At 71.4% G+C, this 25,490-nt stretch carries 18 protein-coding genes; 9 read left to right on the top strand and 9 right to left on the bottom strand.

The window, feature by feature from the left end:
* Positions 1 to 87: 87 nt before the first annotated feature.
* A complete protein-coding gene (locus OOZ19_RS11925; RefSeq protein ID WP_266090140.1) occupies positions 88 to 2,916 on the top strand; it encodes a vitamin B12-dependent ribonucleotide reductase in 2,829 nt (942 codons plus the stop codon).
* A 203-nt stretch (positions 2,917 to 3,119) separates the two neighbouring features.
* On the opposite strand, the gene OOZ19_RS11920 is transcribed toward OOZ19_RS11925, so the two are convergent.
* Positions 3,120 to 4,400, bottom strand: a complete 1,281-nt coding sequence (locus OOZ19_RS11920) for an aspartate aminotransferase type Ic (RefSeq protein ID WP_266090139.1) — start codon at positions 4,398 to 4,400, stop codon at positions 3,120 to 3,122.
* Positions 4,401 to 4,530: 130 nt separating this feature from the next.
* Entirely contained in the window at positions 4,531 to 4,845 is a 315-nt protein-coding gene (locus tag OOZ19_RS11915) for a hypothetical protein (protein ID WP_266090138.1), read from the bottom strand.
* Between the two features lie 177 nt (positions 4,846 to 5,022).
* Here OOZ19_RS11915 and OOZ19_RS11910 point away from each other — a divergent pair, with 177 nt between their 5' ends.
* Complete coding sequence (locus tag OOZ19_RS11910) at positions 5,023 to 8,355, top strand: phosphodiester glycosidase family protein (protein WP_266090137.1); 3,333 nt, start codon at positions 5,023 to 5,025, stop codon at positions 8,353 to 8,355.
* A 104-nt stretch (positions 8,356 to 8,459) separates the two neighbouring features.
* Positions 8,460 to 9,551 (top strand): DUF4192 domain-containing protein, encoded by a 1,092-nt coding sequence (locus OOZ19_RS11905; RefSeq protein WP_266090136.1) that lies wholly within the window; start codon positions 8,460 to 8,462, stop codon positions 9,549 to 9,551.
* A gap of 71 nt (positions 9,552 to 9,622) precedes the next feature.
* On the opposite strand, the gene galE is transcribed toward OOZ19_RS11905, so the two are convergent.
* The 3 genes from galE to OOZ19_RS11890 all read right to left on the bottom strand — a co-directional run bounded on the left by galE (position 9,623) and on the right by OOZ19_RS11890 (position 12,546).
* Complete coding sequence (gene galE / locus OOZ19_RS11900) at positions 9,623 to 10,585, bottom strand: UDP-glucose 4-epimerase GalE (RefSeq protein WP_266090135.1); 963 nt, start codon at positions 10,583 to 10,585, stop codon at positions 9,623 to 9,625.
* Positions 10,586 to 10,672: 87 nt separating this feature from the next.
* A complete protein-coding gene (gene galK, locus OOZ19_RS11895) occupies positions 10,673 to 11,851 on the bottom strand; it encodes a galactokinase (protein WP_266090134.1) in 1,179 nt (392 codons plus the stop codon).
* Entirely contained in the window at positions 11,848 to 12,546 is a 699-nt protein-coding gene (locus tag OOZ19_RS11890; protein WP_266090133.1) for an iron-dependent transcriptional repressor DtxR, read from the bottom strand. The genes galK and OOZ19_RS11890 overlap by 4 nt, the downstream gene beginning before the upstream one ends.
* A 135-nt stretch (positions 12,547 to 12,681) precedes the next feature.
* Here OOZ19_RS11890 and OOZ19_RS11885 point away from each other — a divergent pair, with 135 nt between their 5' ends.
* The 5 genes from OOZ19_RS11885 (at position 12,682) to OOZ19_RS11865 (ending at position 19,346) form a co-directional block, all read left to right on the top strand.
* Positions 12,682 to 13,533 carry a sulfurtransferase gene (locus OOZ19_RS11885; RefSeq protein WP_266090132.1) on the top strand — a complete coding sequence of 284 codons (852 nt, stop codon included), beginning with the start codon at positions 12,682 to 12,684 and terminating at the stop codon, positions 13,531 to 13,533.
* Positions 13,534 to 13,652: 119 nt separating this feature from the next.
* Positions 13,653 to 14,828, top strand: a complete 1,176-nt coding sequence (locus OOZ19_RS11880; protein ID WP_266090131.1) for an acetoin utilization protein AcuC — start codon at positions 13,653 to 13,655, stop codon at positions 14,826 to 14,828.
* 84 nt (positions 14,829 to 14,912) lie between these two features.
* The gene (locus tag OOZ19_RS11875) at positions 14,913 to 17,741 is read left to right on the top strand and encodes a bifunctional acetate--CoA ligase family protein/GNAT family N-acetyltransferase (RefSeq protein WP_266090130.1); all 2,829 of its coding nucleotides are present in this window, start codon (positions 14,913 to 14,915) and stop codon (positions 17,739 to 17,741) included.
* Between the two features lie 90 nt (positions 17,742 to 17,831).
* Positions 17,832 to 18,731 (top strand): alpha/beta hydrolase family protein, encoded by a 900-nt coding sequence (locus OOZ19_RS11870; RefSeq protein ID WP_266090129.1) that lies wholly within the window; start codon positions 17,832 to 17,834, stop codon positions 18,729 to 18,731.
* 186 nt (positions 18,732 to 18,917) lie between these two features.
* Positions 18,918 to 19,346: a hypothetical protein gene (locus tag OOZ19_RS11865; protein ID WP_266090128.1), complete on the top strand. Its 429-nt coding sequence runs from the start codon at positions 18,918 to 18,920 to the stop codon at positions 19,344 to 19,346.
* A gap of 153 nt (positions 19,347 to 19,499) precedes the next feature.
* Here the strand turns inward: OOZ19_RS11865 and OOZ19_RS11860 are convergent, their stop codons facing one another.
* The gene (locus OOZ19_RS11860) at positions 19,500 to 21,152 is read right to left on the bottom strand and encodes a fumarate hydratase (RefSeq protein WP_266090127.1); all 1,653 of its coding nucleotides are present in this window, start codon (positions 21,150 to 21,152) and stop codon (positions 19,500 to 19,502) included.
* Positions 21,153 to 21,283: 131 nt separating this feature from the next.
* On the opposite strand from OOZ19_RS11860, the gene OOZ19_RS11855 reads away from it, so the two are divergent.
* On the top strand, positions 21,284 to 22,006 hold the full coding sequence (locus OOZ19_RS11855; RefSeq protein ID WP_266090126.1) for a tyrosine-protein phosphatase: 723 nt from the start codon (positions 21,284 to 21,286) through the stop codon (positions 22,004 to 22,006).
* A gap of 121 nt (positions 22,007 to 22,127) precedes the next feature.
* Here OOZ19_RS11855 and OOZ19_RS11850 read toward each other — a convergent pair whose 3' ends face one another.
* The 3 genes from OOZ19_RS11850 to OOZ19_RS11840 form a co-directional block, all read right to left on the bottom strand.
* Positions 22,128 to 23,099: a sigma-70 family RNA polymerase sigma factor gene (locus OOZ19_RS11850; RefSeq protein WP_184477955.1), complete on the bottom strand. Its 972-nt coding sequence runs from the start codon at positions 23,097 to 23,099 to the stop codon at positions 22,128 to 22,130.
* A gap of 402 nt (positions 23,100 to 23,501) precedes the next feature.
* Positions 23,502 to 23,927 (bottom strand): D-aminoacyl-tRNA deacylase, encoded by a 426-nt coding sequence (gene dtd, locus OOZ19_RS11845; protein WP_266090125.1) that lies wholly within the window; start codon positions 23,925 to 23,927, stop codon positions 23,502 to 23,504.
* Positions 23,927 to 25,441, bottom strand: coding sequence for a DUF7782 domain-containing protein (locus OOZ19_RS11840; RefSeq protein WP_266090124.1), 1,515 nt, complete (start codon positions 25,439 to 25,441; stop codon positions 23,927 to 23,929). The genes dtd and OOZ19_RS11840 overlap by 1 nt, the downstream gene beginning before the upstream one ends.
* Positions 25,442 to 25,490: the final 49 nt, after the last annotated feature.

The following is a 25,490-nucleotide window of genomic DNA, read 5'->3' as shown; positions in this document are numbered from 1 at the left end:
AACGTGGGTGGGATGCGACCGAACCGGACGGGGAGCCCGGACGGTGGCGGGAATGCACGAGCGAGCAACAGGGAAGAGGGACAGGTCATGACAGAGACCGTGGGCAGCCCGGCCGGCGCCGCGGGGGAGCCGGATTCAGGTGCTCGTACCAAGGGCATCCGGGTGCAGCGCGTCTACACCACCGAGGGGGTGCACCCCTACGACGAGGTGTCGTGGGAGCGCAGGGACGTTGTGATGACCAACTGGCGAGACGGTTCGGTCAACTTCGAGCAGCGCGGAGTCGAGTTCCCCGACTCCTGGTCGCTGAACGCGGTCAACATCGTGACCAGCAAGTACTTCCGCGGAGCCCAGGGCACTGCGCAGCGTGAGAGCAGCCTGCGGCAGCTGATCGACCGGGTCGTGAAGACCTACGTGGGCGCGGGCGTCGAGCACGACTACTTCGCCTCCGACGCGGACGCCGAGATCTTCGAGCACGAGCTGACCTGGATGCTGCTGCACCAGGTGTTCAGCTTCAACTCGCCGGTGTGGTTCAACGTCGGCACCAGCTCGCGGCAGCAGGTCTCCGCATGCTTCATCCTCTCCGTCGACGACACGATGGAGTCGATCCTCGACTGGTACAAGGAAGAGGGCCTGATCTTCAAGGGCGGTTCCGGCGCGGGCCTGAACCTGTCCCGGATCCGTTCCTCCAAGGAGCTGCTGTCCTCCGGCGGCACCGCTTCGGGACCCGTCTCGTTCATGCGCGGCGCCGACGCCTCCGCGGGCACCATCAAGTCCGGCGGCGCGACCCGCCGGGCCGCGAAGATGGTCATCCTCGACGTGGACCACCCGGACGTCGAGGAGTTCATCGAGACCAAGTCCAAGGAAGAGCGCAAGATCCGCGCGCTGCGCGACGCCGGGTTCGACGTGGACCTGGGCGGCGCGGACATGGCCTCCGTGCAGTACCAGAACGCGAACAACTCGATCCGCGTGAACGACGAGTTCATGCGGGCCGTGGAGAGCGGCGGCCGGTTCGGCCTGCGCGCTCGCACCGACGGCTCCGTGGTCGAGACGGTCCAGGCCCGCGACGTGTTCCGGAAGATGGCCAAGGCGGCCTGGGACAGCGCCGACCCCGGCATCCAGTACGACGGCACGATCAACGACTGGCACACCGCGCCGGAGAGCGGCCGGATCTCGGCCTCGAACCCGTGCTCGGAGTACATGCACCTGGACAACTCCAGCTGCAACCTGGCTTCGTTGAACCTGATGAAGTTCCTGCGCTCGGACCTGACGTTCGACGCGGAACTGTTCGAGAAGGCCGTCGAGCTCGTCATCACCGCGATGGACATCTCGATCAGCTTCGCGGACTTCCCGACCGAGGCCATCGGCGAGACGACCCGCAAGTACCGCCAGCTCGGCATCGGGTACGCGAACCTGGGCGCGCTGCTGATGGCCACCGGGCACGCCTACGACTCCGACGGCGGCCGGGCACTGTCGGCGGCGATCACCTCGCTGATGACGGGCACGGCCTACAAGCGGTCGGCGGAGCTCGCCGGCGCGGTCGGCCCGTACGAGGGCTACGCCCGCAACGCGGACGCCCACCAGCGGGTGATGCGCAAGCACGCCGCGGCCAACGACCTGGTCCGCACGTACCACCGCAACGACGTGGCGGTGCACAAGCTGGCGACCAAGGTCTGGCAGGACGGTCTGGAGATCGGTGCCCGCAACGGGTGGCGCAACGCGCAGGCGTCGCTGCTGGCCCCGACCGGCACGATCGGCCTGATGATGGACTGCGACACCACCGGGGTCGAGCCCGACCTCGCGCTGGTGAAGTTCAAGAAGCTGGTCGGCGGCGGCTCGATGCAGATCGTCAACCAGACGGTGCCGCGGGCGCTCAAGGCGCTGGGCTACCAGGAAGAGCAGATCGAGGCGATCGTCGAGTACATCGCCGAGCACGGCCACGTCGTGGACGCCCCCGGGCTGCGCCCCGAGCACTACGAGGTGTTCGACTGCGCGATGGGCGAGCGCTCGATCGCTCCGATGGGCCACGTGCGGATGATGGCCGCGGTGCAGCCGTTCCTGTCCGGTGCCATCTCGAAGACGGTGAACATGCCGGAGGCGGCATCGGTCGCCGACGTCGAGGAGATCTACTTCGAGGGTTGGCGGCTGGGCCTCAAGGCGCTGGCCATCTACCGGGACAACTGCAAGGTCGGCCAGCCGCTGTCGGCGGGCAAGGGCGACAAGGCCTCCTCCGAGAAGGAGGTCGAGAAGCAGATCGAGTACCGCCCGGTCCGCAAGCGGCTGCCGAAGAAGCGGCCGAGTCAGACGGTCTCGTTCACCGTGGGCGGTGCCGAGGGGTACCTGCACGCCGGTTCGTACCCGGACGACGGCTTGGGCGAGATCTTCGTGAAGCTGGGCAAGCAGGGCTCGACGCTGGCGGGCGTGATGGACGCCTTCTCGATGTCGATCTCGGTGGGCCTGCAGTACGGCATCCCGCTGGAGTTCTACGTCTCGAAGTTCCAGAACCTGCGCTTCGAGCCTGCCGGCATGACCGACGACCCGGACGTGCGGATGGCGGGAAGCGTCCTGGACTACCTGTTCCGCAGGCTGGCCCTGGATTACCTGCCCTACGAGAAGCGCGCGCAGCTGGGCATTTTCACCTCCGACGAGCGCACCGCCCAGACCGCGGACTACGGCTCGGGCTCGGGGAGCGGCGGCGAGGTCGACCTGGACACCATGCGATCCACCGTGGAGTCCTCGGTGTCGGATTCGCGCCGTGATGAGGACGACCGCGGCGCGGGCAGCTCCACGGAGCTGTTGGAGCTGAGGTTGGGCAAGGCCGCCGACGCGCCGCTGTGCATGACCTGCGGCACGAAGATGCGCCCGTCCGGTTCCTGCTACCTCTGCGAGGGCTGCGGTTCCACCTCGGGTTGCAGCTGATCGAGCGCACGAGCGTTCGGCGCAACACCGATCGTTCCGCGAGTTGAACTGAAGTAGCACTGCGGCGGGTGGTCCGGCTTGATGCCGGGCCACCCGCCGCTGTTGTGACCGGCTGCGCGCGTCTTGTCCGCGTGCCGCGCCGATGCTGAAAGCGGGGGCCGATCAGATGATCGGCCCCCGCGCCCGTGTCGTCCTTCTCCGGTTCAGCCCGGGTGCTCGGCCAGCAGCTTCTCGGTTCCGACGAGCCGCACGCAGGTCGCGAACCCGGCGATGGCCACCTCGAGCTCCGACTGCTCAGGGTAGGTCGGCGCGATGCGGATCACCTGGTCGAGCGGGTCGTCACCCCCGGGGTGGGTCGCGCCCGCCGGGGTGAGGGCGATGCCGGCCTCCTTCGCCTTGGCGACCACCGCGCGGGCGCAGCCCGCGGGCACCCGCACCGTGATGAAGTAGCCGCCCTCCGGGCGGGTCCACTCGGCGAGCCCGGTCCCGCCCAGCTCGGCGTTGAGGATCTTGTCGACCGCTTCGAACTTGGGCCGGATCACCGCCGCGTGCTGCCGCATGTGCTCGCGCAGGCCGTCCGCATCGCGGAGGAACCGCACGTGCCGCAGCTGGTTGATCTTGTCGGGACCGATGCTGCGCTTGGCGGTGCAGCCCAGCCACCACTGGACGTTCGCCGGGGAGGAGCCGAAGAAGGCGACCCCGCTGCCCGCGAACGTGATCTTCGAGGTGGAACCGAACACGAACGCCCGGTCCGAGTTGCCGTGCTCGGAGCAGAGCCCGAGCAGGTCCGCGATCGCGGCCGGCTCATCGCCGAGGTGGTGCACCGCGTACGCGTTGTCCCAGAAGATCCGGAAGTCGGGTGCGGCCGTGGGCATGGCGGCCAATCGGCGCACCGTGTCCTCGGAGTAGACGGCGCCGTCCGGGTTGCTGTACTTGGGCACGCACCAGATGCCCTTCACCCGAGGATCTTCGGCGGCGAGCCGTTCCACGACGTCCATGTCCGGGCCGTCCGAGGTCATCGGCACCGGGATCATCTCGATGCCCAGCCGCTCGCACAGCGCGAAGTGCCGGTCGTAGCCGGGAACGGGGCACAGGAACGCGATCTGCGGCTCGTCCACCCAGCGGCGCTGTCCGCCGGGGAGCGTGCCGAGCAGCGCGAAGACGAGGGCGTCGTGCATCAGTTCCAGGCTGGAGTTCCCCGCCGCCAGCAACTGCTCCACCGGCACCTGCAACGTGTCGCTGAAGATCGCCCGCAGCTCGGGCAGGCCCTGCAGGCCGCCGTAGTTGCGCAGGTCGGTGCCATCAGCGGACACCGCGGCTTCCGGTGATTCCAGCAGGCCACCGGACAGGTCGAGCTGCTGCGGCGACGGCTTGCCCCTGGTGAGGTCCAGTTTCAGCTCGCGCGCGGCCAGCGCCGCGTGGTCCTGGCGGGCGCGATCGCGCTGGGCGGTCAGCTCTTCGATGGTCGAGGCTTGAGCGGTCACCGGAGTCCCTTCACCGTGAAATCGTGGAAAGCCACCGAGACAGCCTAATGAGGCGCCACGCAGGGCGTACGCGCCGGTCGGTCGCCCCTCCTGCGCTGGAGCCGCAGATCATCGCGGTGGACGTTCCCGTTCAGCCGGTGGGAGCGGTACCGCCCTGAGCGAGCACTCGCGCGGCCACTGCGACGCCGCCGGCCGCGGTGAACACCGCGGGCCACGCGCCGATTCGCCGCGCCAGCGGGTGTGATCCGGCGAGCGCGCCGGCGTACGCGGCTCCGAGCACGAGGGCCCGGCCACCGCCGCTGCGCCGTCGGCAGCTCTCCATCGCGGCGAGGCCGCCCGCCCCCGCGACCAGTCCGCTCCAGGAGCGGTGTCGTTGCAGCCTGGTGACGGCGAAACCGGCGACCAGTCCCGCGGGCGAGAGCAGAGCGGGCGGAACGCTGCGCATGACCTGACTCCTTCGCGGGGAAGTGGTGCTTCGACTGTACCGACGCCCCCGGCGATCTCGGCTCGCCGCCGGAGCCGATCGATCGGCATGGGCTGTTCGAGTGTTGTTCAGTTCGGCGCTCGCGTCCGGCAGCACAGGTGCGATCTGCTGGTGCTCCGGCGTACTCGGGGAGGGTTCATGCGGTCGCGCGGTCTTGTCGTGGTGGTGTCCGGGGCGGTGCTGGCGGGTGTGGTGACCGCACCCGCGGGGATGACCGCACCGCTCGGGCCGCCGCCGGTGGAGGACGTCCCCGCGGCTTCGGCCGCCGAACAGGGACCGGTCAGCGTCCGTCCCGAGGAGAACCGGGCGTCGGTCGCGGACGGATTCGAGATCTCGCGGGAGACCTCGATGCTCGCCCCGGGCCTCACGTTGACCGAGTTCGACCGCTACGAACCGGAAGGCTGGCTGCGCGGCGACGTGCTCACCGCGGACTTGGCCGGTACCGGGTTGCGGCCCGAATACCTGAGTCCGGGAGCCGCCTCGGCGCGTGCTCCGCTGGCCGAGCAGCTGTCCGGTGCCGTCGCCGGGGTCAACGGGGACTTCTTCGACATCGACGAGTCCGGTGCGCCGCTCGGCGCGGCGATGTCGGGTGGTGAGCTGCTCAGCGCACCGGCAGCCGGGCACAACGAAGTGGCCGCGGTCGGTGGTGTCCGAGCCGCCGGGCGCCTGATGCAGGTGTTCCTGGCGGCCGAGTTGACCCGCGCCGACGGCACGGTCACTCCGATCACAGACTTGAACGCGCCGACGATCGCGCCGGACGGCATCGGTCTCTACACGCCGTACTGGGGCGAGGCTTCTCGAGGATCGGTGGTGGACGGACGTGCACCGGTGGTGGAAGTGGAGGTGGCCGGTGACGTGGTGACCCAAGTGCGTCCCTCCCCGGCGGAAGGTCCCGTTCCTGGCGGCGCGGTGCGCTTGCTCGGGGTCGGCGGCGGAGCCGAGGCACTCGGTTCGCTGCGACCGGGGGATCGGGTCGGCGTCGGCTACCGGCCCCGCACGGAGGGCGCGGACGTGGCGGTCGGGGGCAACAAGGTGCTGCTGCGCGGGGGAGAGGTGCAGCAGGTCGACGACGTGGCGCTGCACCCGCGCACCGCCGTGGGGTTCTCCGCGGACGGTTCCCGGATGTGGCTGGTCACGATCGACGGCAGGCAGGTCGACAGCCGTGGCGCGACGGAGCGGGAGCTCGCCGAGCGGCTGCGCGCGCTGGGCGCGGTCGACGCGATCAACCTGGACGGGGGTGGATCGTCGACTTTGCTGGCGCGGGAGCGCGGTGCCGCCGCCGCGGGCGTGCACAACTCACCTTCGGACGGCGAGCTGCGCCCGGTGCCCAACGGGATCGGGTTCTCCACCGCGCCGGGCAGCGGGCGGCTGCGCGGATTCCGCGTCGAACCGTCCGACGGCACGCGGGTGCTGTCCGGGCTCACCCGGCGCTTGGCCGCGCACGGCCACGACGAGAGCGGGGCGCCGGTGGCGGCGGAACCGGCGTGGTCGGTCTCGCCGGGCGGGGGCCGCGTGGACGGGGGAGTCCTGCACGCGGGGCGGCCGGGGACGAGCACGGTCACCGCGAGCGCGCCGGGGGCAGCGGGGTCGGCGGAGCTGACGGTGCTCGGACGACCGGTCCGGCTCAGCACGGACACCGAACGGGTGGAGCTGCCCGCGGAGGGCGCGCGGGGCCGGTTCCAGGTGCTCGGGCATGACGCGGAGGGTTTCGCGACCTGGGTGGAACCGGCGGACGTCCGGCTGGAGTACGACCGGCGGGCGGTGCGGATCGAGCCGGACGGGGATGGTTTCGCGGTGACGGCGCTGTCGCCGTCGGCGAGCTCCGCGGTGACGGCGCGAGCGGGTGATCAGGTCACGCACCTGGGCGTCACCACCGGATCCCGGCCGGAACCGCTGGCACCGCTGGACGGGCCCGCGGGCTGGAACGCCACCGCTTTCCCGGAATCGGTGCGCACGTCGTTGGGCGAGGCGCCGGGGCACGCGGGAACGCCCGGCCTGGCCTTGGACTACGCGCTCACTGGCAGCACCACGACGCGCGCCGCCTACGTCAACGCGGATGAGGCGCTGCCGCTGCCGCCGGGAACGCAGCGCGTGGGCGTGTGGGTGAACGGGGACGGCAACGGCGCGTGGTTGCGCGGCACCGTCGAGGACGCGGCCGGTGTCGCCACCACGGTGGACCTGACGAGGAACGTGGATTGGACGGGGTGGCGCTACGTGGAGGCCCCGCTGCCCGCCGGGACCTCCGGTGCGCTGCGGTGGCAACGGTTGTACGCGGTCGAACCCGACGGGGCGCGGCAGTATTCAGGGCGGTTGGTGTTCGACGAGCTGACCGCGCGGGTCGCACCCGACGTGGCGGTCCCGCCGAATCCGAGACCGCGGGACCCCTCGGTGGTGCAGGACGCGACGTTGCCGCCGGCTCCGGGAGCGGCTCGGATCGCGGTGGTCAGCGACGCCCAGTTCACCGCCGACGATCCGGACGGCCCGCTGGTGGCGTTGGCGCGGCGGTCGCTGCGCGAAGCGGTGGCCGGCCGCCCGGACGCGTTGGTGATCAACGGTGATCTGGTGGATCGGGGCACCGCGGCCGATTTCGACCTGGCTCGCCAGGTGATCGATTCGGCGGTGGGCGACCGGGTGCCCTGGTACTACGTGCCGGGCAACCACGAGGCGTCCGGGCCGGGTGATCTCAGCGAGTTCGCCGCCGAGTTCGGCGCGACCCACCAGGTCGCCGACGTCGCGGGCAGTCGGGCGGTGCTGCTGGACTCCTCGGCGGGGTCGCTGCTCGGCGGTGGGTTCGACCAGGTCCGGATGCTGCGGTCCGCGCTGGACGAGGCGTCGGAGGATCCGCGGATCCACTCGGTCTCGGTGTTCCTGCACCACCCGCCGGACGATCCGGGGCCAGGTGAGGCGTCCCAGCTCTCGGATCCGAAGGAGGCCGAGTTGCTCACCCGGTGGCTTGCTGGGTTCGAGCGGGAGACGGGGAAGTCCGCCGTGCTGGTGTCAGGTCACGCGGGCGTCTTCCACTCATCCACTGCGGACGGAGTGCAGTCCGAGGTGAACGGCAACTCGGGAAAGCGGCCCGCAGCCGCCCCCGGAGACGGCGGTTTCACCGGGTGGAGCCTGCTGCGGATCGATCCGTCCGATCGGCGGCGTCCGGTGCAGTGGGAGACCCGTCCGCACGTCGATCGGCTCGAACTGGCCGTGCCACCGGTGGCGGCGGGGGCCGAGGTGCCGGTGACGGCCGACGTGGTGCAGGGCGATCGGGTCGTGCCGGTGCGGTATCCGGTGAGCGCGGACTGGGAAGGCGGCCGGTCGGTGCACGTCGGGCGACCCGACGAGGCGGCTCCGGGCTCGGTCGCCGCCTTCGATCCGGCCACCGGGGCGCTGACCGGACTGCGGCCCGGCCGGGGAGAACTGAGCGTGATGATCAATGGGGTGAAGCGGACCACTGGGTTCACGGTCACTCGGAAGTGAGTTTTCCGGGGTGGGCGGCGAAGTTGTCCACAGGCGATCGATTCGTCCACAGATCCGAAAACCGACCCTGCGGCGGCTAGCCCGGCACCACCGATGTTCTGGGTATGACCGCTACTCCGCTCAACGCACGCATCCGCATCGGTGACGCCGGCGAGGTGCTGGCCGCCGTTCCGCACCTGCTCGGCTTCACCCCGGCCGATTCACTGGTGCTGCTCGGCCTGCACACCACCGGGGACACCGCGACGTTCGGTCTCACGCTGAGGCTGGACCTGCCGCCGCCGGAACATCGCCGCGCGCTCGTCGAATACGTCTCCACCGGCCCGCTGATCCGGCGGGGTGTCACCGGCGTCATCGTCGTGGTCACCGGATCCGGCACCGCCGAGCACGGGCCGCCGGGCGATCCGCCGCTCGATCGGTCCGAACCCGACGAAGACGCCGACGCCCCGCAGCGCGACTTGATCGCACTGCTTCGGGACGGGCTCGGCGAGGCCGGGATCGAGGTGCTGCACGAGCTCTGGACCGATCGTCTGGAGGCCGGCGGATCGTGGCGGTGCTACGACGATCCCGTGTGCGGCGGGCGCATTCCGGATCCGAAGCGCACCGCGCTCGGTGCCGCGATGGCCGCCTCCGGTTCGGTCACCTTCGACAGCCGTCAGGAGTTGCAAAGGCTGGTCGCGCCGGAATCCGAACAGGTGCTGGCCCGCTGGTCGGCGCGGCTGTCGGGGATGGCCGAGGACAGGGAGCGGGAGCCTGCAGGTGTCGGCGTGCACCGCGACGTGTCCATCGCGCTGGCCGGGATCCGCCGGACCGCGGCGGGGGAGGCGCTGACCGAGGACGACCAGCTCCGCATCCTGCTCGCGTTGTCCGACCACCGGGTCCGCGATCTCTGCCTCGGGGTGGCGCTGGGCGAGTCCGCGCTCGCCGCCGAGCAGCTCTGGCTGAGCCTGGTGCGCAAGGCGCCGGAACCGGAGGTCGCCGAGGTGGCAGCCCTGCTGGCGTTCTCCGCGTACCTGCGCGGCGAAGGCGCGCTGGCCAGCGTGGCGTTGGAAAGAGTGGAGGCCGGTCGGCCGGAACACGCGCTCGGCGGACTGCTGCGCCGGGCGCTGGACACCGGCGTCTCGCCGAAGGAGATGGCCGAGTTGGCCAAGGACGCGATGACCGATGCCCAGCTGATGATCGAACAGGAGGAGTCCTGATGGGCGCCGCGATGCACCACCACGAGGCCGCTCCGGTGCCCGGCGGCTCGGCGGCCGGGCACCGGGAGAGGTCAGCCCTGCTGACGAGCGCGGGTGAATTCCCAGGCGTCGTGCACGATCACGGACAGGTCGGCCAGCTTCGGCTTCCAGGAAAGCTCTTCGCGAGCGCGGTCGCTCGCGGCCACCAGCGTCGCCGGGTCGCCGGCCCGCCGCGGTGCCACCGCGGCCGGGATCGGGTGGCCGGTCACCGCGCGGCAGGTCTCGATCACCTGCTGCACCGAGAACCCGGTCCCGTTGCCCAGGTTGTAGATCCGGTGCTCACCGGGCCGAGCGTTGTCCAGCGCCAGCAGGTGCGCGTCGGCGAGGTCGGTGACGTGGATGTAGTCGCGGACGCACGTGCCGTCCTCGGTGGGCCAGTCGTCGCCGTACATCTGCACCTGCTCGCGCTGGCCCAGCGCGACCTGCAGCACGATCGGGATCAGATGCGTCTCGACGGTGTGCCGCTCGCCGAACGCGCCGTGCGCACCCGCCACGTTGAAGTAGCGCAGGCTCACCGCGCCCAGGCCGTGGGCGGTGGCGTAGGAGCTGATCGCGTGGTCGATCGCGAGCTTCGTCGCGCCGTAGGTGTTGGTGGGCCGGGCCGGGGCGGTCTCCGGGATCGGCACGGTGTCGGGCTCGCCGTAGGTGGCGGCGGTGGAGGAGAACACCAGGCGCGGCGTGCCGTGCTCGCGGACGGCCTCCAACAGCCGCAGCGAGGTGAGCACGTTGCCCTGCCAGTACTTGTGCGGATCCTGCATCGACTCGCCGACCAGCGATTTGGCCGCGAAGTGCAGCACTCCGTCGTACCCGTCGGCGAGCAGATCACCGGCGGCCTCCGCGATGTCGGCCTGCACGAAGGTGCTGCCCGGCGGCACCGCATCGGCGTGCCCGGTCGAGAGGTCGTCGACCACGGTCACGTCGTGACCGTTCTCCAGCAGGCGTGCCGCGCACACGCTGCCCACATATCCCGCACCACCGGTGACGAGGAGCTTCACGGAGGTTCTGCCTTTCCTGAGACATCGAACTCGCCAGAGACGTCTGACTCGGCGGCCCCGCGGCACCGCGGGGCTGAGCCGGCGAGGCTATCGGTCTCGGCCGGCTCCGGCCGCCGGGGTCGCGGTGAACAACCGCGGCGGGGTCAGCCCGTGCTCGTCGTAGGAGTTGAGCACCGCTTGCCCGACCTGCTCCCGCTCCTGCGCGCGGACCAGCGCGATGGCGGACCCGCCGAAACCGCCGCCGGTCATCCGGGCGCCCAGCGCACCCGCTTCCAGCGCCGCGTCCACCGCGACGTCCAGCTCCAGGCAGGAGATCCGGTAGTCGTCGCGCATGCTCATGTGGGATGCGGTCAGCAGCGGCCCGATCGAGGCGAGCTCACCGGCGTCGAGCTCGGCGACGGTGGAGATCACCCGATCGTTCTCGGTGACCACGTGGCGCACCAGCGGGCGCAATTCCTCCGGGAGCACGGCGAGCGCTTCGTCCAGCTCGGCGACGGACACGTCGCGCAACGCCTTGATGCCGAGCAGTTCGGCGGCGTGCTCGCAGCCGCGGCGCCGCTCGCCGTACCCGGACTCGCTGTGCGAATGCTTCGCACGGGTGTCGATCACCAGGAGTTCCAGGTCGACCGCGCCGGTGTCGAACGGGATCTGCTCGAGCTCACCGGAACGCACGTCGAAGAACAGCGCGTGCGACTCGGTGCAGCTCAGCGAGGCGGTCTGGTCCAGGAGCCCGGTGGGGGCTCCGACGAAGTCGTTCTCCGAGATCTGCACCCAGCGGGCGATCTCGGACAGCGGCGCCGCTTCCGGCCCGTCCGCCGGCCGACCGGCCAGGTCGAGCAGCGCCAGTGCGACGGCGCACTCCAGCGCGTGGGAGGAGGACAGCCCGGCGCCGGCAGGCACGTCCCCGGCGATGAGCAGGTCGGCGCCGGGAACGTCGATGCCCTGCCCGCGCAGCGCCCACGCGACTCCGGCCGGGTAAGCGGCCCAGCCGGTCTGCACACCGGGCGACAGCGCGTCCAGCGGCGTCGGCCCGGCCCGGTGCAGCACGCCGTCGTCCCCGAGGGTGGCCACGGACAGCCGCCCGTCGGTCCGCGGCGCGGCGGCCACCGCGATCCGGTGCGGCAAGGCGATGGGCAGCACGAAGCCGTCGTTGTAGTCGGTGTGCTCGCCGATCAGGTTGACCCGGCCAGGCGCCGACCAGACCGCGCTCGGGGCACGCCCGTGCTCGCCGCCGAACGCTTCGGCGGCGGACTCGGCGGGGCTCACCGGGCGATGACCAGGACGGCGTGGGCGATGCCGGGGGCGAGCTGGGTGCTGCCCTTGGGACCGGTGACCTCGATCGGCTTGTTCACGCCGGTGACCGGAACGATCTCGATCTCCTGGGCGGGCATCAGCCCGACTTCCTTGAGCTCACTCATCAGGTCGGGGTCGAGCTGCACGTGCTCGGCGATCCGGCACACCGTGGCACGGCCGCCACCTCGGCGGGCGATCTCATCGACGCGCTGCAGGTCGGCTTCGTTGGCGGGTGCGGGCTGCGGCCCCGCGCCGAGCTCTTCGAGACCGGGAATCGGGTTGCCGTACGGGGAAGTCGCGGGATTGCCGAGCAGGGCGACGAGCTTGCGCTCCACCGCCTCGCTCATCACGTGCTCCCAGCGGCACGCCTCATCGTGCACGTGTTCCCATTCCAGGCCGATCACGTCGACCAGCAGCCGCTCGGCGAGCCGGTGCTTGCGCATCACGCGGACCGCTCGGGTGCGACCGGCCTCGGTGAGCTCCAGGTGCCGGTCCTCAGCCACGGTGAGCAGGCCGTCGCGCTCCATCCGGGCCACGGTCTGGCTCACGGTGGGCCCGCTCTGCTCCAGGCGTTCCGCGATTCGGGCGCGCAGCGGGACGACGCCCTCCTCCTCCAAGTCGTAAATGGTGCGAAGGTACATCTCGGTGGTATCGATGAGATCGTTCACGCTGGCTCCCCGTTGCAGTCCCACCCGCGATTCTAGTCCCGCGGCACTACCGCCGGTCGGTGGCTTCCGAGCAGCCGTTTCCAGTGTTCGAGGCCGTTCTTCCGGCTCAGTTCCCATTCCCTCCAGGAGGTCGACATGGACCCGCTGATCAGCGTGGATGATCTTTCCCAGGAAGTCGCGGGAGCCCGCCCGCCGGTGCTGCTCGACGTCCGGTGGAGCCTGCTGGGGCCACCCGGCAGGCAGGACTACGACCGCGATCACCTGCCGGGTGCGGTGTTCGTGGATCTCGACACCGAACTCGCCGCGCCGCCCGGCGCAGGCGGGCGCCACCCGCTGCCCACTGCCGCCGACCTGCAGGCCGTCCTCCGGCGGGCGGGGGTCACCGCCGACCGGGAGGTCGTGGCTTACGACGCGGACAACGGTTCGGCTGCCGCGCGGGCCTGGTGGTTGCTGCGGTGGGCGGGGCACCCCCGGGTTCGGGTGCTCGACGGCGGCTACCGGGCCTGGGTCGCGCGAGGCAACCCGGTGACGGCCGAGGTACCGGAGGTCGTGCCCACCGATTTCCAGGGCGTCCCCGATTCGTTGCCGGTGATCGACGCGGACGAGGCGGCGCGGCTGGCCGAAGCCGGACGGCTGCTCGACGCCCGGGCACCGGAGCGGTACCGGGGCGAGGTGGAACCCGTCGACCCCAGGGCGGGCCACATCCCGGGCGCGCGCAACGCGCCGTTCGCGGCCAACGTCACGGAGGACGGGACGTGGCGGACGCCGCAGGACGTGGTGGCGCTGTTCCGCGACCTCGGGGTGGACGGCACGTCGCAGGTCGGGGCGTACTGCGGCTCGGGCGTGACCGCGTGCTCGACGCTGCTCGCGCTGGAACACGCGGGACTGAGCGGCCCGGGGAATCCGGCTGCGCTCTACGCCGGATCGTGGTCGCACTGGTCGGCGGATCCGGATCGCCCGGCGGCCACGGGCGACCGGCCGAGCTGACGAGGCGCGCGGATGCGCGCACGGGTGCTGGTGGCCAAGTTTCGCCACACCGGAGGCGAGGATTCCGCTGTGCCCTGGACCACTGTGGGGGCGGCCACAGGGCGGGTAGCGTCCCGGCCATGGGCGAGACATGCGCGGTGGTGTGGGACGAGTCGGTCCTCGACTACGACCTCGGCGGCGAGCATCCGTTGCACCCGGTGCGGCTCGACCTGACGATGCGCTTGGCGCGGTCGCTTGGCGTGCTCGACGACGTGACGCCGGTGCCGCCGCGACCGGCATCGGACGAGGACCTGCTCCGCGTCCACCGTCCCGACTACCTGGCGGCGGTGCGCTCGGCGCCGACCTCGGCCTGGGACGTCGGGTACGGGCTGGGCACCGAGGACAACCCGATCTTCGATCGGATGCACGAGGCGTCCGCGCTCATCGCCGGAGCGTCGATCACCGCTGCCGAGCAGGTCGTGTCGGGCCGGACGGACCGCGCCGTCAACATCGCGGGCGGCCTGCACCACGCGATGCCGGAGCGTGCGGCGGGCTTCTGCGTCTACAACGACTGCGCCGTGGCCATCGCCTGGATGCTCGAGCAGGGCGTGGAGCGCATCGCTTACATCGACGTCGACGTGCACCACGGCGACGGGGTGCAGGCGGCGTTCTACGACGACCCGCGAGTGCTGACCATCTCGCTGCACCAGCACCCGATCACCTTGTGGCCGGGCACCGGCTTCGCCACCGAGACCGGTGGGCCGGGTGCGGAGGGGTCGGCGGTGAACGTTCCGCTGCCGCCGGGGACGGGTGACGCGGACTGGCAGCGGGCATTCCAGGCCGTGGTGCCGTCGCTGCTGGCCGACTTCCAGCCGCAGGTGCTGGTCACGCAGTCCGGGGCGGACGCGCACCGGGAAGATCCGCTGGCGGACCTGGCGATGTCCGTGGACGGTCAGCGGGCCTCCTACCGCAGCCTGCGGGACCTGGCGCAGCGCTACGCGGGCGGCAAGTGGGTCGCGCTCGGCGGCGGTGGCTACTCGCTGTACCGGGTCGTGCCGCGCAGCTGGACGCACCTGCTGGCGACCGCGCTGGACCGGGACCTGGACCCGGCTACGTCGCTGCCGCAGGACTGGCTGGCGCACGCGTTGAGGGTGGCGGGGAACGTTCCGCTGCCCACGTCGTTGACGGATGGGGAGGATCCGTCGTTCGCACCGTGGACCGGGATCACCGAGTCCACGGTGGACACGGCGATCCGGGACGCGCGGCACGCGCTGTTCCCGCTGCACGGACTGGACCCGGCCGATGTCCGCGATTGACATCGGCGGCGCACGCGTGCCCGCACCGGCGGCGCAGTGCGCCCGGCCTGCTCGACGCCGGTGCGGTTGAGAGGGTGCTGGCTGATGGGTGGCGGGGCGAAGCGGCGCGGTTCGAACGGTGACGGTCGGCCGGACGACCAGGGCAGCGGCGACGGCGCAGCCGCGAGCGGCGCGGCGCCCGCGCCGGCCACGTCCCCACCCGCCGATCAGCCGGCCGCCGAGAACCCGCCCGCCGAACAGCCGGACGACACGTCGAGCGCGGTGCTCGACGAGGCCTACCCCCGCCGCTGGGAGGCCGACGTCGTGCTCTCCGACGGCGGCACCGTGCACTTGCGTCCCATCACGCCCGCCGACGCCGACCAGCTGGTCTCGTTCCACGGCAGGCTCAGCGACCGCACCCGCTACTTCCGCTACTTCGGTCCCTACCCGCGGATGCCGAAACGGGACGTGGAGCGGTTCAGCACCGTCGACCACCAGAACCGGGTAGCGCTGGTGGCATTGCTCGGCGACGACATCGTCGCGGTGGGCCGCTTCGACCGCCTCGACGAGCAGGATTCGGCCGAGGTGGCGTTCGTAGTCCAGGACCAGCACCAGGGCCGCGGCCTCGGGTCCATCCTGCTGGAGCACTTGGCCGCCGCCGCCCAGGAGTGCGGCCTGGACCGGTTCGTCGCGGAAGTGCTGGCGGAGAACTCGGGGATGGTGCGGGTGTTCCGCGACGCCGGTTACCAGGTGCGGCGCGCGATGGAGGAAGGCGTCGTGCACCTGGAGTTCGACATCGACCCGACCGAGGAGTCGCTGGCGGTCGCGCGGGCCCGCGAACAGGCCGCCGAGGCGCGCAGCGTGCACAACCTGCTGCACCCGCGTTCGGTGGCCGTGATCGGCGCGTCCACCGATCACCGCAAGATCGGGCACGCGGTGCTCGTCAACCTGCTCACCGCGGACTTCGCCGGGCCGGTGTACCCGGTCAACCCGGAGCACCGCTCGGTGCGCGGTGTGCGCGCGTACCCGTCGGTGCTCGACATTCCCGACGACGTGGACCTCGCGGTGGTGGCCATCCCGGCCGCCGGGATCGACGAAGTCCTGGACGCCTGCCTGGCCAAGGGCGTGAAGGCCCTGGTGATCGTGAGCTCCGGGTTCAGCGAGTCCGGTCCGGACGGTCGCGAGATCGAACGCCGCATGGTGCGCGCCGCGCGGGTGCACGGCATGCGGGTCGTCGGTCCGAACGCCCTGGGCGTGGTCAACACCGATGCCGGCCACCGGCTCAACGCGACGCTCGCGCCGCGCCTGCCGGGCAGCGGTCGCACCGGGTTCTTCTGCCAGTCCGGCGCGCTGGGCGTGGCGATCCTGGCGACCGCGACCGAACGCGGGCTGGGGCTGTCCACCTTCGTCTCGGCGGGCAACCGCGCCGACGTGTCCGGCAACGACATGCTGCAGTACTGGCAGACCGACCCCGCCACCGACGTGGTGCTGCTGTACCTGGAGTCGTTCGGCAACCCGCGCAAGTTCGCCCGGCTGGCCCGGCGGCTGGCGCGCACCAAGCCGATCGTGGTCGTCAAGTCCGGCCGCAACGCGGTGCGCGCGGGCTTGGCGGCGACGTCGGTGCAGGTCGACGAGACGAGTGTGCAGGCCCTGTTCGAGCAGGCAGGGGTGATCCGCGTCGATTCGGTGGCGCAGATGTTCGACACGGCGTTGCTGCTCGCCCACCAGCCGCTGCCCACCGGGGAGCGGGTCGCGGTGGTCGGCAACTCCTCGGCGCTGGGCATGCTGGCCGCGGACGTCGCGCAGGCGGAAGGGCTGCGGCTGGCGGCCGAACCGGTCGATGTGGGCGCCTCGGCGGAGCCGGAGGTGTTCGCCGCCGCGGTGCGCGAAGCGGCGCTCAGCGAAGACGTGGACGCCCTGGTCACCGTCTTCGTGCCGCCCGTCGCAATGCCCGGCACGGCCTACGCCCGCGCGTTGCGGGAGGCGTTGCAGGAGGCGGGGATCGCGGCGACGAAGCCGGTGGTGACGACCTTCCTGGCGGCGGAGGGCGTGCCGGACGAGCTCGCGGTGCCGGGCCCGGACGGTTCGGCGGGCTGGGGATCGGTGCCGTCCTACCCGAGCCCGGAGCGGGCGGTGCTGTCGCTGGCGAGGGCGACCCGCTACGCCCGCTGGCGGTCCGCGCCGCAGGGCCACTTCACCCGCCCGGAGGGCATCGCGCCGGAGCGGGCCAGGGAGCTGGTCGAGGCCTCGCTGACCGAGGGCGAGACGCGGCTCAGCGACGAGCAGGCGGTGGAGCTGCTCGGCCACTACGGGATCGAGCTGGTGGCGTTCCGGCGGGTGCGCAGCGAGCAGGACGCCGTGCGCGCGGCGACCGAGCTGGGTTTCCCGGTGGTGTTGAAGTCGGCCGACGATCAGCTGCGGCACCGCACCGATCTGGTCGGGGTGCGGCTGGACCTGGTGAACGCCGACACGGTCCGCGCCGCCTACGCGGACCTGCTCCAGGTGTGCGGTGCGCACGAGGTCTACGTGCAGAACATGGCCGGGCGCGGCCATTCCTGCGTGATCGACCTGATGGACGACCCGTCCTTCGGGACGCTGGTCTCCTTCGGACTGTCCGGTGTGGCCAGTGAGCTGCTGGGGGACAAGGCCTACCGGGCGGTCCCGATGACCGATGTGGACGTGGCCTCGCTGGTGCGGTCGCCGCGGGCGGCGCCGCTGCTGGCCGGGTACCGGGGTGACGAACCGGCGGACCTGGCGGCGCTGGAGGACCTGGTGCTGCGGGTGGCGACCCTGGTCGAGGACCTGCCGGAGGTCCGGGAGCTGACGTTGCAGCCGGTGCTGGCCTCCGCGTCCGGGGTGCGGGTCACCGGTGCTCGGATCAGCGTGCGTCCGTCGGCCGCCACCCCGGATACGGGTCCGCGCAGGCTGCGCTGAGCCGGATCACCCCTGACCCTCATCGGAACTTGGTCGTATCGTTATTCTGTCCCGAGCTGAGGAGCCGAGTTCAAGGACGGGAGTCCCGGGATGGCCGACCTGACGTTGACCGAGCTGGGCGTGGTGTCCGCGGGTGATCACCAGTTGAGCGTCGGCGCGCTCGCCGCGGACGACCCGGCGGCACCGGTCGTCATCGTGCTGCCCGCGATGGGCGTCCCGGCCACCTACTACCGGCCCTTCCTGCAGGAGCTGCACGAGCAGGGCTGTTCCGCGGTGAGCGTCGACGCACGCGGGCAAGGTGCCGCCACACCGGCCGCCGGCCGGGGCATCCGGTTCGGGTACCAGGACCTCATCGACGATGCCGCCGCCGTCGTGGACCTCGTCGAACGCGAGTTCCCGCACGCACCGCGCTTCCTGGTCGGCCACAGCCTCGGCGGGCAGATCTCGATGCTGTTCGCCGCCGCGCACCCGGGAAGGGTGCGGGGCGTGACGCTGCTAGCGTCCGGCTCGGTGTGGTTCCGCAGCTTCCCCGGCCTGCGGGGATGGAAGAACCTGATCGCCACCCAGACCGTCGCGGTCCTGTCCGCCGTGCTCGGCTACTGGCCGGGGGAGCGGTTCGGCTTCGGTGGCCGCCAGCCCGCCGGGATCATGCAGGACTGGGCGCGCCAGGGCCGTACCGCCCGCTACCGCCTCGGTGGCTCGAAGATCGACTACGAGGAGGCGTTGCGGGAGCTGGACGCCGCGTTGCTGACGGTCAGCGTGGAAGGCGATGAGCTCGCCCCCGAGTCCTCAGTGGATCACCTGGCGGCGAAGGCGGTCGCGGCACCGCGCACCCGGCGGCACTACTCCTGCGAGATCGCGGGCGCGGCGAAGCTCGGCCACTACGCCTGGGTCTACAACAGCGGCGTGCTCGTCGGCTGGATCAAGGACTGGGCCACCACCGCCCGCCGCACCGACGGCACCGGCGCGACGGCGGACGCGGACCGCTGATCCGGCTCGGCCTGCCGGATTCGGATCGAAACGTTCCCAGTGAATGCCGCTGACCAGCGGTTTCAATGCCGGTTGCGGCGGAATCCACAGTGTCCGCCCAAAAGATCCGAACTTCCGAGCAACCCCGCGGCGAACGCACTCCGTCTTCTGGGCATGAAACGCCTACACACCACAGTGGGCGCGGGCATGCTGCTCCTCGCCTTCACCGCCTGCGCCGGACAGCAAGAAGACGTCGGATTCGGCGGGCAGCCGCCGGCCCCAGCCCCGGCCACCCCGGTGGAGCCGAAGCCCGAGCAGGAACGCACACCCGTGCCGGACGATCTGATCAAGGCCACGGACCAGTCCGGGAGTGCCGCGCCTCGGGTGTGGACCCAGGACGGCGGCTCCGTGGTCGTCACCAACGGCCAAGAAGGCGGCTGCAGCAAGGTGCGCGCCGAAGTCGCTGAGCAGAACGACCAGCAGGTGAAGGTCGTGCTGGTCAACGAGACCCCGGACCCGCCGGGGATCTGCACGATGGATCTGCGCTATCCGCCGCTGGCGGTCCAGCTGGACGAACCGCTGGATCAGCGGACCGTCGTGCTCGAAGAGCGCGAGGCGAAGGTCCCGCGTCGCTGACGTGGTGATCTGCGCGTCGCAGGCACTTCTCCCGTAGGAGGTGGGGCTCCTACGGGAGAAGTGCGTTCCCGCGTTCGTGGTGTGCAACGGCCGGCGGTGCCCGATGGGCGCCGCCGGCCGTCGTGCGTGCGGGGGGCCGCACGCAGCATTCGCTCAGCGGGCGAAGGAGATCTGCAACGTGGGCTTCGTCGAGTCGGCGAAGAAGTCGTTGCCCTTGTCGTCGACGACGACGAACGCCGGGAAGTCCTCGACCTCGATGCGCCACACCGCTTCCATGCCCAGCTCCGGGTATTCCAGGACCTCGACCTTGCGGATGCAGTCCTGCGCGAGGCGAGCCGCGGGACCGCCGATGGAACCGAGGTAGAACCCGCCGTTGTCCTTGCAGGACGCGGCGACCTTGGTCGACCGGTTGCCCTTCGCCAGCATCACCAGCGAACCGCCCGCCGCCTGGAACTGCTCCACGTAGGAGTCCATCCGCCCGGCCGTGGTCGGGCCGAACGAACCGGACGCGTAGCCCTCCGGCGTCTTGGCCGGGCCCGCGTAGTACACCGGGTGGTCCCGCAGGTACTGCGGCATCGGCTCGCCCGCGTCCAGCCGTTCCGCGATCTTGGCGTGCGCGATGTCCCGGGCCACCACCAGCGGGCCGGTCAGCGACACCCGCGTCTTCACCGGCAGCTTCGCGAGCTCCTCGCGGATCTCGGACATGGGCCGGTTCAGGTCGATGCGCACCACGTCTTCGGAGAGCTGGTCGTCGCCGACCTCCGGCAGGTACTTCGCGGGGTCGCGCTCGAGCTGCTCCAGGAACACGCCTTCCGGGGTGATCTTCGCCTTGGCCTGGCGGTCGGCGGAGCAGGAGACCGCCACGCCCACCGGCAGCGACGCACCGTGCCGGGGAAGCCGGATCACCCGCACGTCGTGGCAGAAGTACTTGCCGCCGAACTGCGCGCCGATGCCGAACTGCCGGGTCATCTCCAGGACTTGCGCCTCCAGCTCCACGTCCCGCAGCGCGTGCCCGGACGCCGAGCCCTCCCGTGGGAGTTCGTCGAGGTAGCGGGCGGAGGCGAGCTTGGCGACCTTGAGGTTGTGCTCGGCGGAGGTGCCGCCGACGACGATCGCCAGGTGGTACGGCGGGCACGCCGCCGTGCCCAGCGACCGCAGCTTCTCCTCGAGGAACTTGGCGAGCCGCGTCGGGTTCAGCAGCGCCTTCGTCTCCTGGTACAGGAACGTCTTGTTCGCGCTGCCGCCGCCCTTGGCCATGAACAGGAACTCGTAGAACGGGTTGGTGCCCGCCTTCGAGAACAGCTCGATCTGCGCGGGCAGGTTGCTGCCGGTGTTGCGCTCCTCCCAGAAGTTGAGCGGAGCCATCTGCGAGTAGCGCAGGTTGAGGTCCTGGTAGGCGTCGAACACGCCCCTGGCCAGCCGCTGCTCGTCCTCACCGCCGGTGAGCACCGTCTCGGTCCGCTTCCCGATGACGATGGCCGTACCGGTGTCCTGGCACATCGGCAGCACCCCGCCGGCCGACACGCACGCGTTGCGCAGCAGGTCGGTTGCCACGAACCGGTCGTTGGAACTGGCCTCAGGGTCGTCGATGATGGCGCGCAGCTGCGCCAGGTGCGAGGACCGCAGCAGGTGCTGGATGTCCTTGATGGCGGCACTGGCCAGCGCGGTCAGGGCACTCGGTTCCACTTCGAGGAAACGCCGCCCGGCCGCCTCCACGGTGCGGATGCCCTCGGTGGTGAGCAACCGGTAGTCGGTGTCGTCCGGACCGAGCGGAAGCACCTCGGTGTAGTCGAACGTGGTGGTCACGACGCCGCTCCTTTGCGCGTTCGGGGAATGCCGTGACGTTAACGCACCGGACGGCGTCGGGGATCAGGTCTGTTGGTGACCGTGCGCACCTGCGACGCTGTCGGTCGAAGCCGACCCGATGGGAGACGCCCTTGTCCACGACGGATCCGACGTCCGATGCCCTGGCCGGGCTGGTCAACCTGCGCGATCTCGGCGGCATGCCCGCCGGTGAGGGGTCGGGGGCGACCCGTGCGGGGATCGTGCTGCGCAGCGACGCCCCGCAGCCGGGAGACCGGGAGCCGGACGGGATCACTTGGCCGCCGCGGCTGGTGCTGGACCTGCGCGACGCGTCGGAGCTCAACGGCACGCCGCACCCGCTGGCGACGGTGGCCGAGGTGCAGCAGATCGAACTGCTCGCGGGCATCCACTCGACGGAGGTGACCCACCCGCTGCCGGTGCTCTACCAGCTCGCGCTGCGGGACGCGGCGGCGAAGCTGGTGCGGGCGTTCCGGCTCGCGCTGGAGGCGGACGGGCCGGTGCTGGTGCACTGCGCGGCCGGCAAGGACCGCACCGGGGTCGTTTCGGCGATGCTGCTCAGCGCGGCGGGCGTGCGCTCCGACGCGATCATCGCGGACTACGTGCGGACCGACCGCAACATGTTCCGGGTGCTGCAGCGGCTGGAAATGGCACCGGCGTTGCCGCCGGGCGTCAGCGAGGAGGACGTGCGCGAGCTGATCTCCACGCCGGTGGAGGCCATCGAGGGCGTGCTCGAGACCTTCGCCGCGCACGACGAGCACGCCGCGGGCTGGTTGCGAGCCCACGGCGTGGCGGACGGTGAGATCGACCGCTGGCGGCGCAAGTTCCGCGCCGACTGAACACCGGCCCCGAACGGGCGAGAGGCCGGACCTGCCTCATCGGGCGAGTCCGACCTCCCCTCGGGAGCGTCCGGCCGAGTCACCGGCCGGACGCGAACGTCCCTGTCACCGCACGAAGGCGTCAGCTGGCGTAGGCGCGCAGCCGGTCGGCCCGGTCGCCCTGGCGCAGCTTCGACATGACCTCCCGCTCGATCTGGCGGACCCGCTCCCGGGACAACCCGAAGGCCTTGCCGATCTGGTCGAGCGTGCGCGGCTGGCCGTCGTCGAGCCCGTAGCGCATCCGGATCACCGACTGCTCCCGCTCCTCCAAGGTGCCCAGCACCCGGCGCAGGTCGTCCTGCAGGAAGCCGGAGATCACGGCGTTCTCCGCGTCGGCCGATTCGGCGTCCTCGATGAAGTCGCCCAGCGGGGCGTCCTCCTCAGCGCCCACCGGCATGTCCAGGCTCACCGGGTCGCGGGAGTGGTCGAGCAGGTCGGAGACCTTCGTCGCGGTGAGTCCGCTCTCCTCGGCCAGTTCCTCGTCGGTCGCCTCGCGGCCCAGCTTCTGGTGCAGGTCGCGCTTGATCCGGGCCAGCTTGTTCACCTGTTCGACCAGGTGGACGGGCAGCCGGATGGTGCGGGACTGGTCGGCCATGCCGCGGGTGATGGCCTGGCGGATCCACCAGGTCGCGTACGTGGAGAACTTGAAGCCCTTGGTGTAGTCGAACTTCTCCACCGCGCGGATCAGACCGAGGTTGCCCTCCTGGATCAGGTCCAGCAGCGGCATGCCGCGGCCCGTGTAGCGCTTGGCGAGGCTCACCACCAGCCGCAGGTTGGCCTCCATCAGGTGGTTCTTGGCCACCCGGCCGTCGCGCACCACCGACCGCAGGTCACTGCGCCGCTCGGGCGAGATCTTGCCGTCCGTCTCCAGCATGTGCTTCGCGAAGACACCGGCCTCGATGCGCTTGGCCAGGTCGACCTCTTCCTGCGCGGTCAGCAGCGCGGTGCGCCCGATGCCGTTGAGGTAGACCCGGACGAGGTCGGCCGAGGGGCCCTGGTTGTCGAGGTCGGCGTCGGTGGCGGCGGTCATGGTGTTGGTCTGCGGGACGGTCATTGAGCTCCCTCCCTGACGGGCTGGCTTGCGGGGCGTACTCACGGCGCGGCCTGGCGCTGTGGAGGACGCGTACGCTCGGTGTTGCGGGCCGAATGCCACGCCGTCCGGATGTGACGGTTGTGCTGTCTGGTGTCGTGCGCTGTCGGGTTCGGAGTCGTGTTCCCGGCGGGCGAGCGGTGTCGAAGCAGAACCACGTTCTGTTCGGACACCCGCTCGACTCACCGCTGAGCCGGGCCACATCGGATGTGGCGGCGGCTCGTAGACCTGGCTGTCGAAGCTTTGATACCTGGAAAACGAACACGACCTCGAATTCGTTCCCGAACTGCTCGACCAGGAGACGTCGCGGCGGTCACATCCGTTGCTCCGCGAAGTCTGAGGATCAGCTGAGAACCGCCGTTACATTCACACGTCGATCAACAACGTGAATGGGCCGTCGTTGACGCTCGCCACTTCCATCATCGCTCCGAAGCTCCCCGTGGCCACCTGAGCGCCCCGCTGCCGCAGCCATTGCACGACCTCCGCCACCAGAGGTTCGGCCTGATCAGGCCGGGCCGCCTCGGTCCACGACGGGCGCCGGCCCTTGCGGGTGGCGCCGTAGAGCGTGAACTGGCTCACCACCAGCAGCGGGGCGCCGGTGGAGGCGCACGACTCCTCATCGCGCAGCGCCCGTATCTCGTGCAGTTTGCGCGCCATTCTCTCGGCCTGTTCGGAGCCATCGGAATGCGTCACGCCCAATAGCACCAGCAGGCCGGGTTCTTCGATCTTGCCGACCGTCTCACCGCCGACCCGCACCGAGGCCTCGGTGACCCGGCTGACCACTGCTCGCATTACTCCTCATCCGCCCATTCGGCCGGGATCACCATTCCGTGCCGCACGAGTTCCCGAAGCATCGGCACCGCCGCGCGGGAAAGCTCCTCGGCGTCCTCCCCGGAACCGAGCGCGAGCAGTTCCACCAGATCCCGGGTCGGCATCGCCCCCTGGCACCCGGCGAGCAGCCGCGTCCCGAGTTCGTCGATCTCGTGCTGCCAGCCGGGTCCGTCGGTGCGGTGCAGCCGGTGCACGAACCGCTCCCAGCCCTCCTCGCCGTGCGCCGCGACCTCTTCCAGCACCGTCGAGGGCGCCGTCACGAGCCGCGCGCCCAGCAGGCCCTCGGCCGAGCCGTGCTCGCGCAACCAGTCCACGCGGCGCAGCCAGGCGTCGCTCTCCGGGCCCAGCGGGTCGTCGAACGCCTGCCGCAGGTCCTCGCACACGACCTCGCCGCGCTCGGCGTCGGTGCGGCGCAGCGTGACGAACCCGAACCCGACGCCGTCGACGTCGTTGGCCGCGAACCAGTCCAGCCACTCCGCCGCCTTGCGGCGCCCGGCGGGGGAGCGCGGGTCGAAACCGGCGTCGCGCAGCCAGGTCCCCACGTACAGCGCCGGATCGGCCACGTCGCGCTGCACGAACCACGCGTCCACCCCGCCCGGCGGCAGCCACCGCGAGACCCGGTCCTCCCAGTCCTCGCCCTTGCGGTGCAGCCAGGAGGCCAGCAGCTGCCCGGTGCCGCCCTCGTTGAGGAACGACGGCAGCTGCCGCACCACCAGAGCGCTCGCGTCGTCCCCGGCCAGGCCGGAGTCGCGGTACACGTAGTCGGTCCGCGGCGGGCCGACGACGAACGGCGGGTTGCACACCACCTGGTCGAACCGGCGGCCCCGCACCGGCTCGAACCACTCGCCCTCGGCGAGCTCGACGTCGATGCGGTTGAGCCGGAACGTCGCGGCGGCCAGCGCCAGCGCCCGCGCGGACACGTCGGTCGCGGTGATGCGCTGCGCGTGCGTGCTCGCGTGCAACGCCTGCACCCCGCAGCCGGTGCCCACGTCGAGCACCGAGCCGACCTGCCTGCGGGAGGTCGCCCGCACCAGGCTCATCGAGGCGTGCCCGACGCCGAGCACGTGGTCGACGCCGGTGGCCCAGCCGTCCGGGCGCAGGTCGGCGTCGAGGTCGGAGACGACCCACCACGAGTCCGTCCCGGCGCCGTGCGGCCGGATGTCCAGGGCCGCGCGCAGCGCGTCGCCGTCGGCGGCCAGCACACCGCCCGCCACCGCCTCGTCGACCGGCAGCGGGCGCAGCGCCGCCGCCACGTCCGCGGCGGGTTCGGCCTCGCCGAGCAGGAACAGCCGCACGAGCGTGCCCAGCGGGCCGCCGTCCGCGGTCGCCCGCAGCGCCGGTTCGGGCTCGCCGCGCCCGAGCGCGGCGTGGGCCTGCGGCCCGAGCAGCTCCACCACGCCGTCGGCGTCGTAGCCGACCTCCAGGAACGCTGCGCGAAGACGGTCAAGACGATCAGCTGAAAGATCCGGAATCACGAGGTCGATCCTCACACGCCCCCCTGACGGCCGCTGCGGCCGAGGGCCC

It is taken from the genome of Saccharopolyspora sp. NFXS83, assembly GCF_026241095.1.
GTDB lineage: Bacteria > Actinomycetota > Actinomycetes > Mycobacteriales > Pseudonocardiaceae > Saccharopolyspora_C.
Note: the sequence above shows the minus strand (reverse complement) of the source record. Positions and strands in the feature narration are given on the sequence as shown.

Excerpts from the sequence above, each read along its gene's own strand:
- OOZ19_RS11875 (WP_266090130.1), top strand. The coding sequence starts at position 14,913 with ATGGGTGGCGGGGCGAAGCGGCGCGGTTCGAACGGTGACGGTCGGCCG.
- OOZ19_RS11925 (WP_266090140.1), top strand. The coding sequence starts at position 88 with ATGACAGAGACCGTGGGCAGCCCGGCCGGCGCCGCGGGGGAGCCGGAT.
- OOZ19_RS11850 (WP_184477955.1), bottom strand. The coding sequence starts at position 23,099 with ATGACCGTCCCGCAGACCAACACCATGACCGCCGCCACCGACGCCGAC.
- dtd (WP_266090125.1), bottom strand. The coding sequence starts at position 23,927 with ATGCGAGCAGTGGTCAGCCGGGTCACCGAGGCCTCGGTGCGGGTCGGC.
- OOZ19_RS11905 (WP_266090136.1), top strand. The coding sequence starts at position 8,460 with ATGACCGCTACTCCGCTCAACGCACGCATCCGCATCGGTGACGCCGGC.
- OOZ19_RS11915 (WP_266090138.1), bottom strand. The coding sequence starts at position 4,845 with ATGCGCAGCGTTCCGCCCGCTCTGCTCTCGCCCGCGGGACTGGTCGCC.
- OOZ19_RS11910 (WP_266090137.1), top strand. The coding sequence starts at position 5,023 with ATGCGGTCGCGCGGTCTTGTCGTGGTGGTGTCCGGGGCGGTGCTGGCG.
- OOZ19_RS11870 (WP_266090129.1), top strand. The coding sequence starts at position 17,832 with ATGGCCGACCTGACGTTGACCGAGCTGGGCGTGGTGTCCGCGGGTGAT.
- OOZ19_RS11865 (WP_266090128.1), top strand. The coding sequence starts at position 18,918 with ATGCTGCTCCTCGCCTTCACCGCCTGCGCCGGACAGCAAGAAGACGTC.
- OOZ19_RS11885 (WP_266090132.1), top strand. The coding sequence starts at position 12,682 with ATGGACCCGCTGATCAGCGTGGATGATCTTTCCCAGGAAGTCGCGGGA.
- OOZ19_RS11880 (WP_266090131.1), top strand. The coding sequence starts at position 13,653 with ATGGGCGAGACATGCGCGGTGGTGTGGGACGAGTCGGTCCTCGACTAC.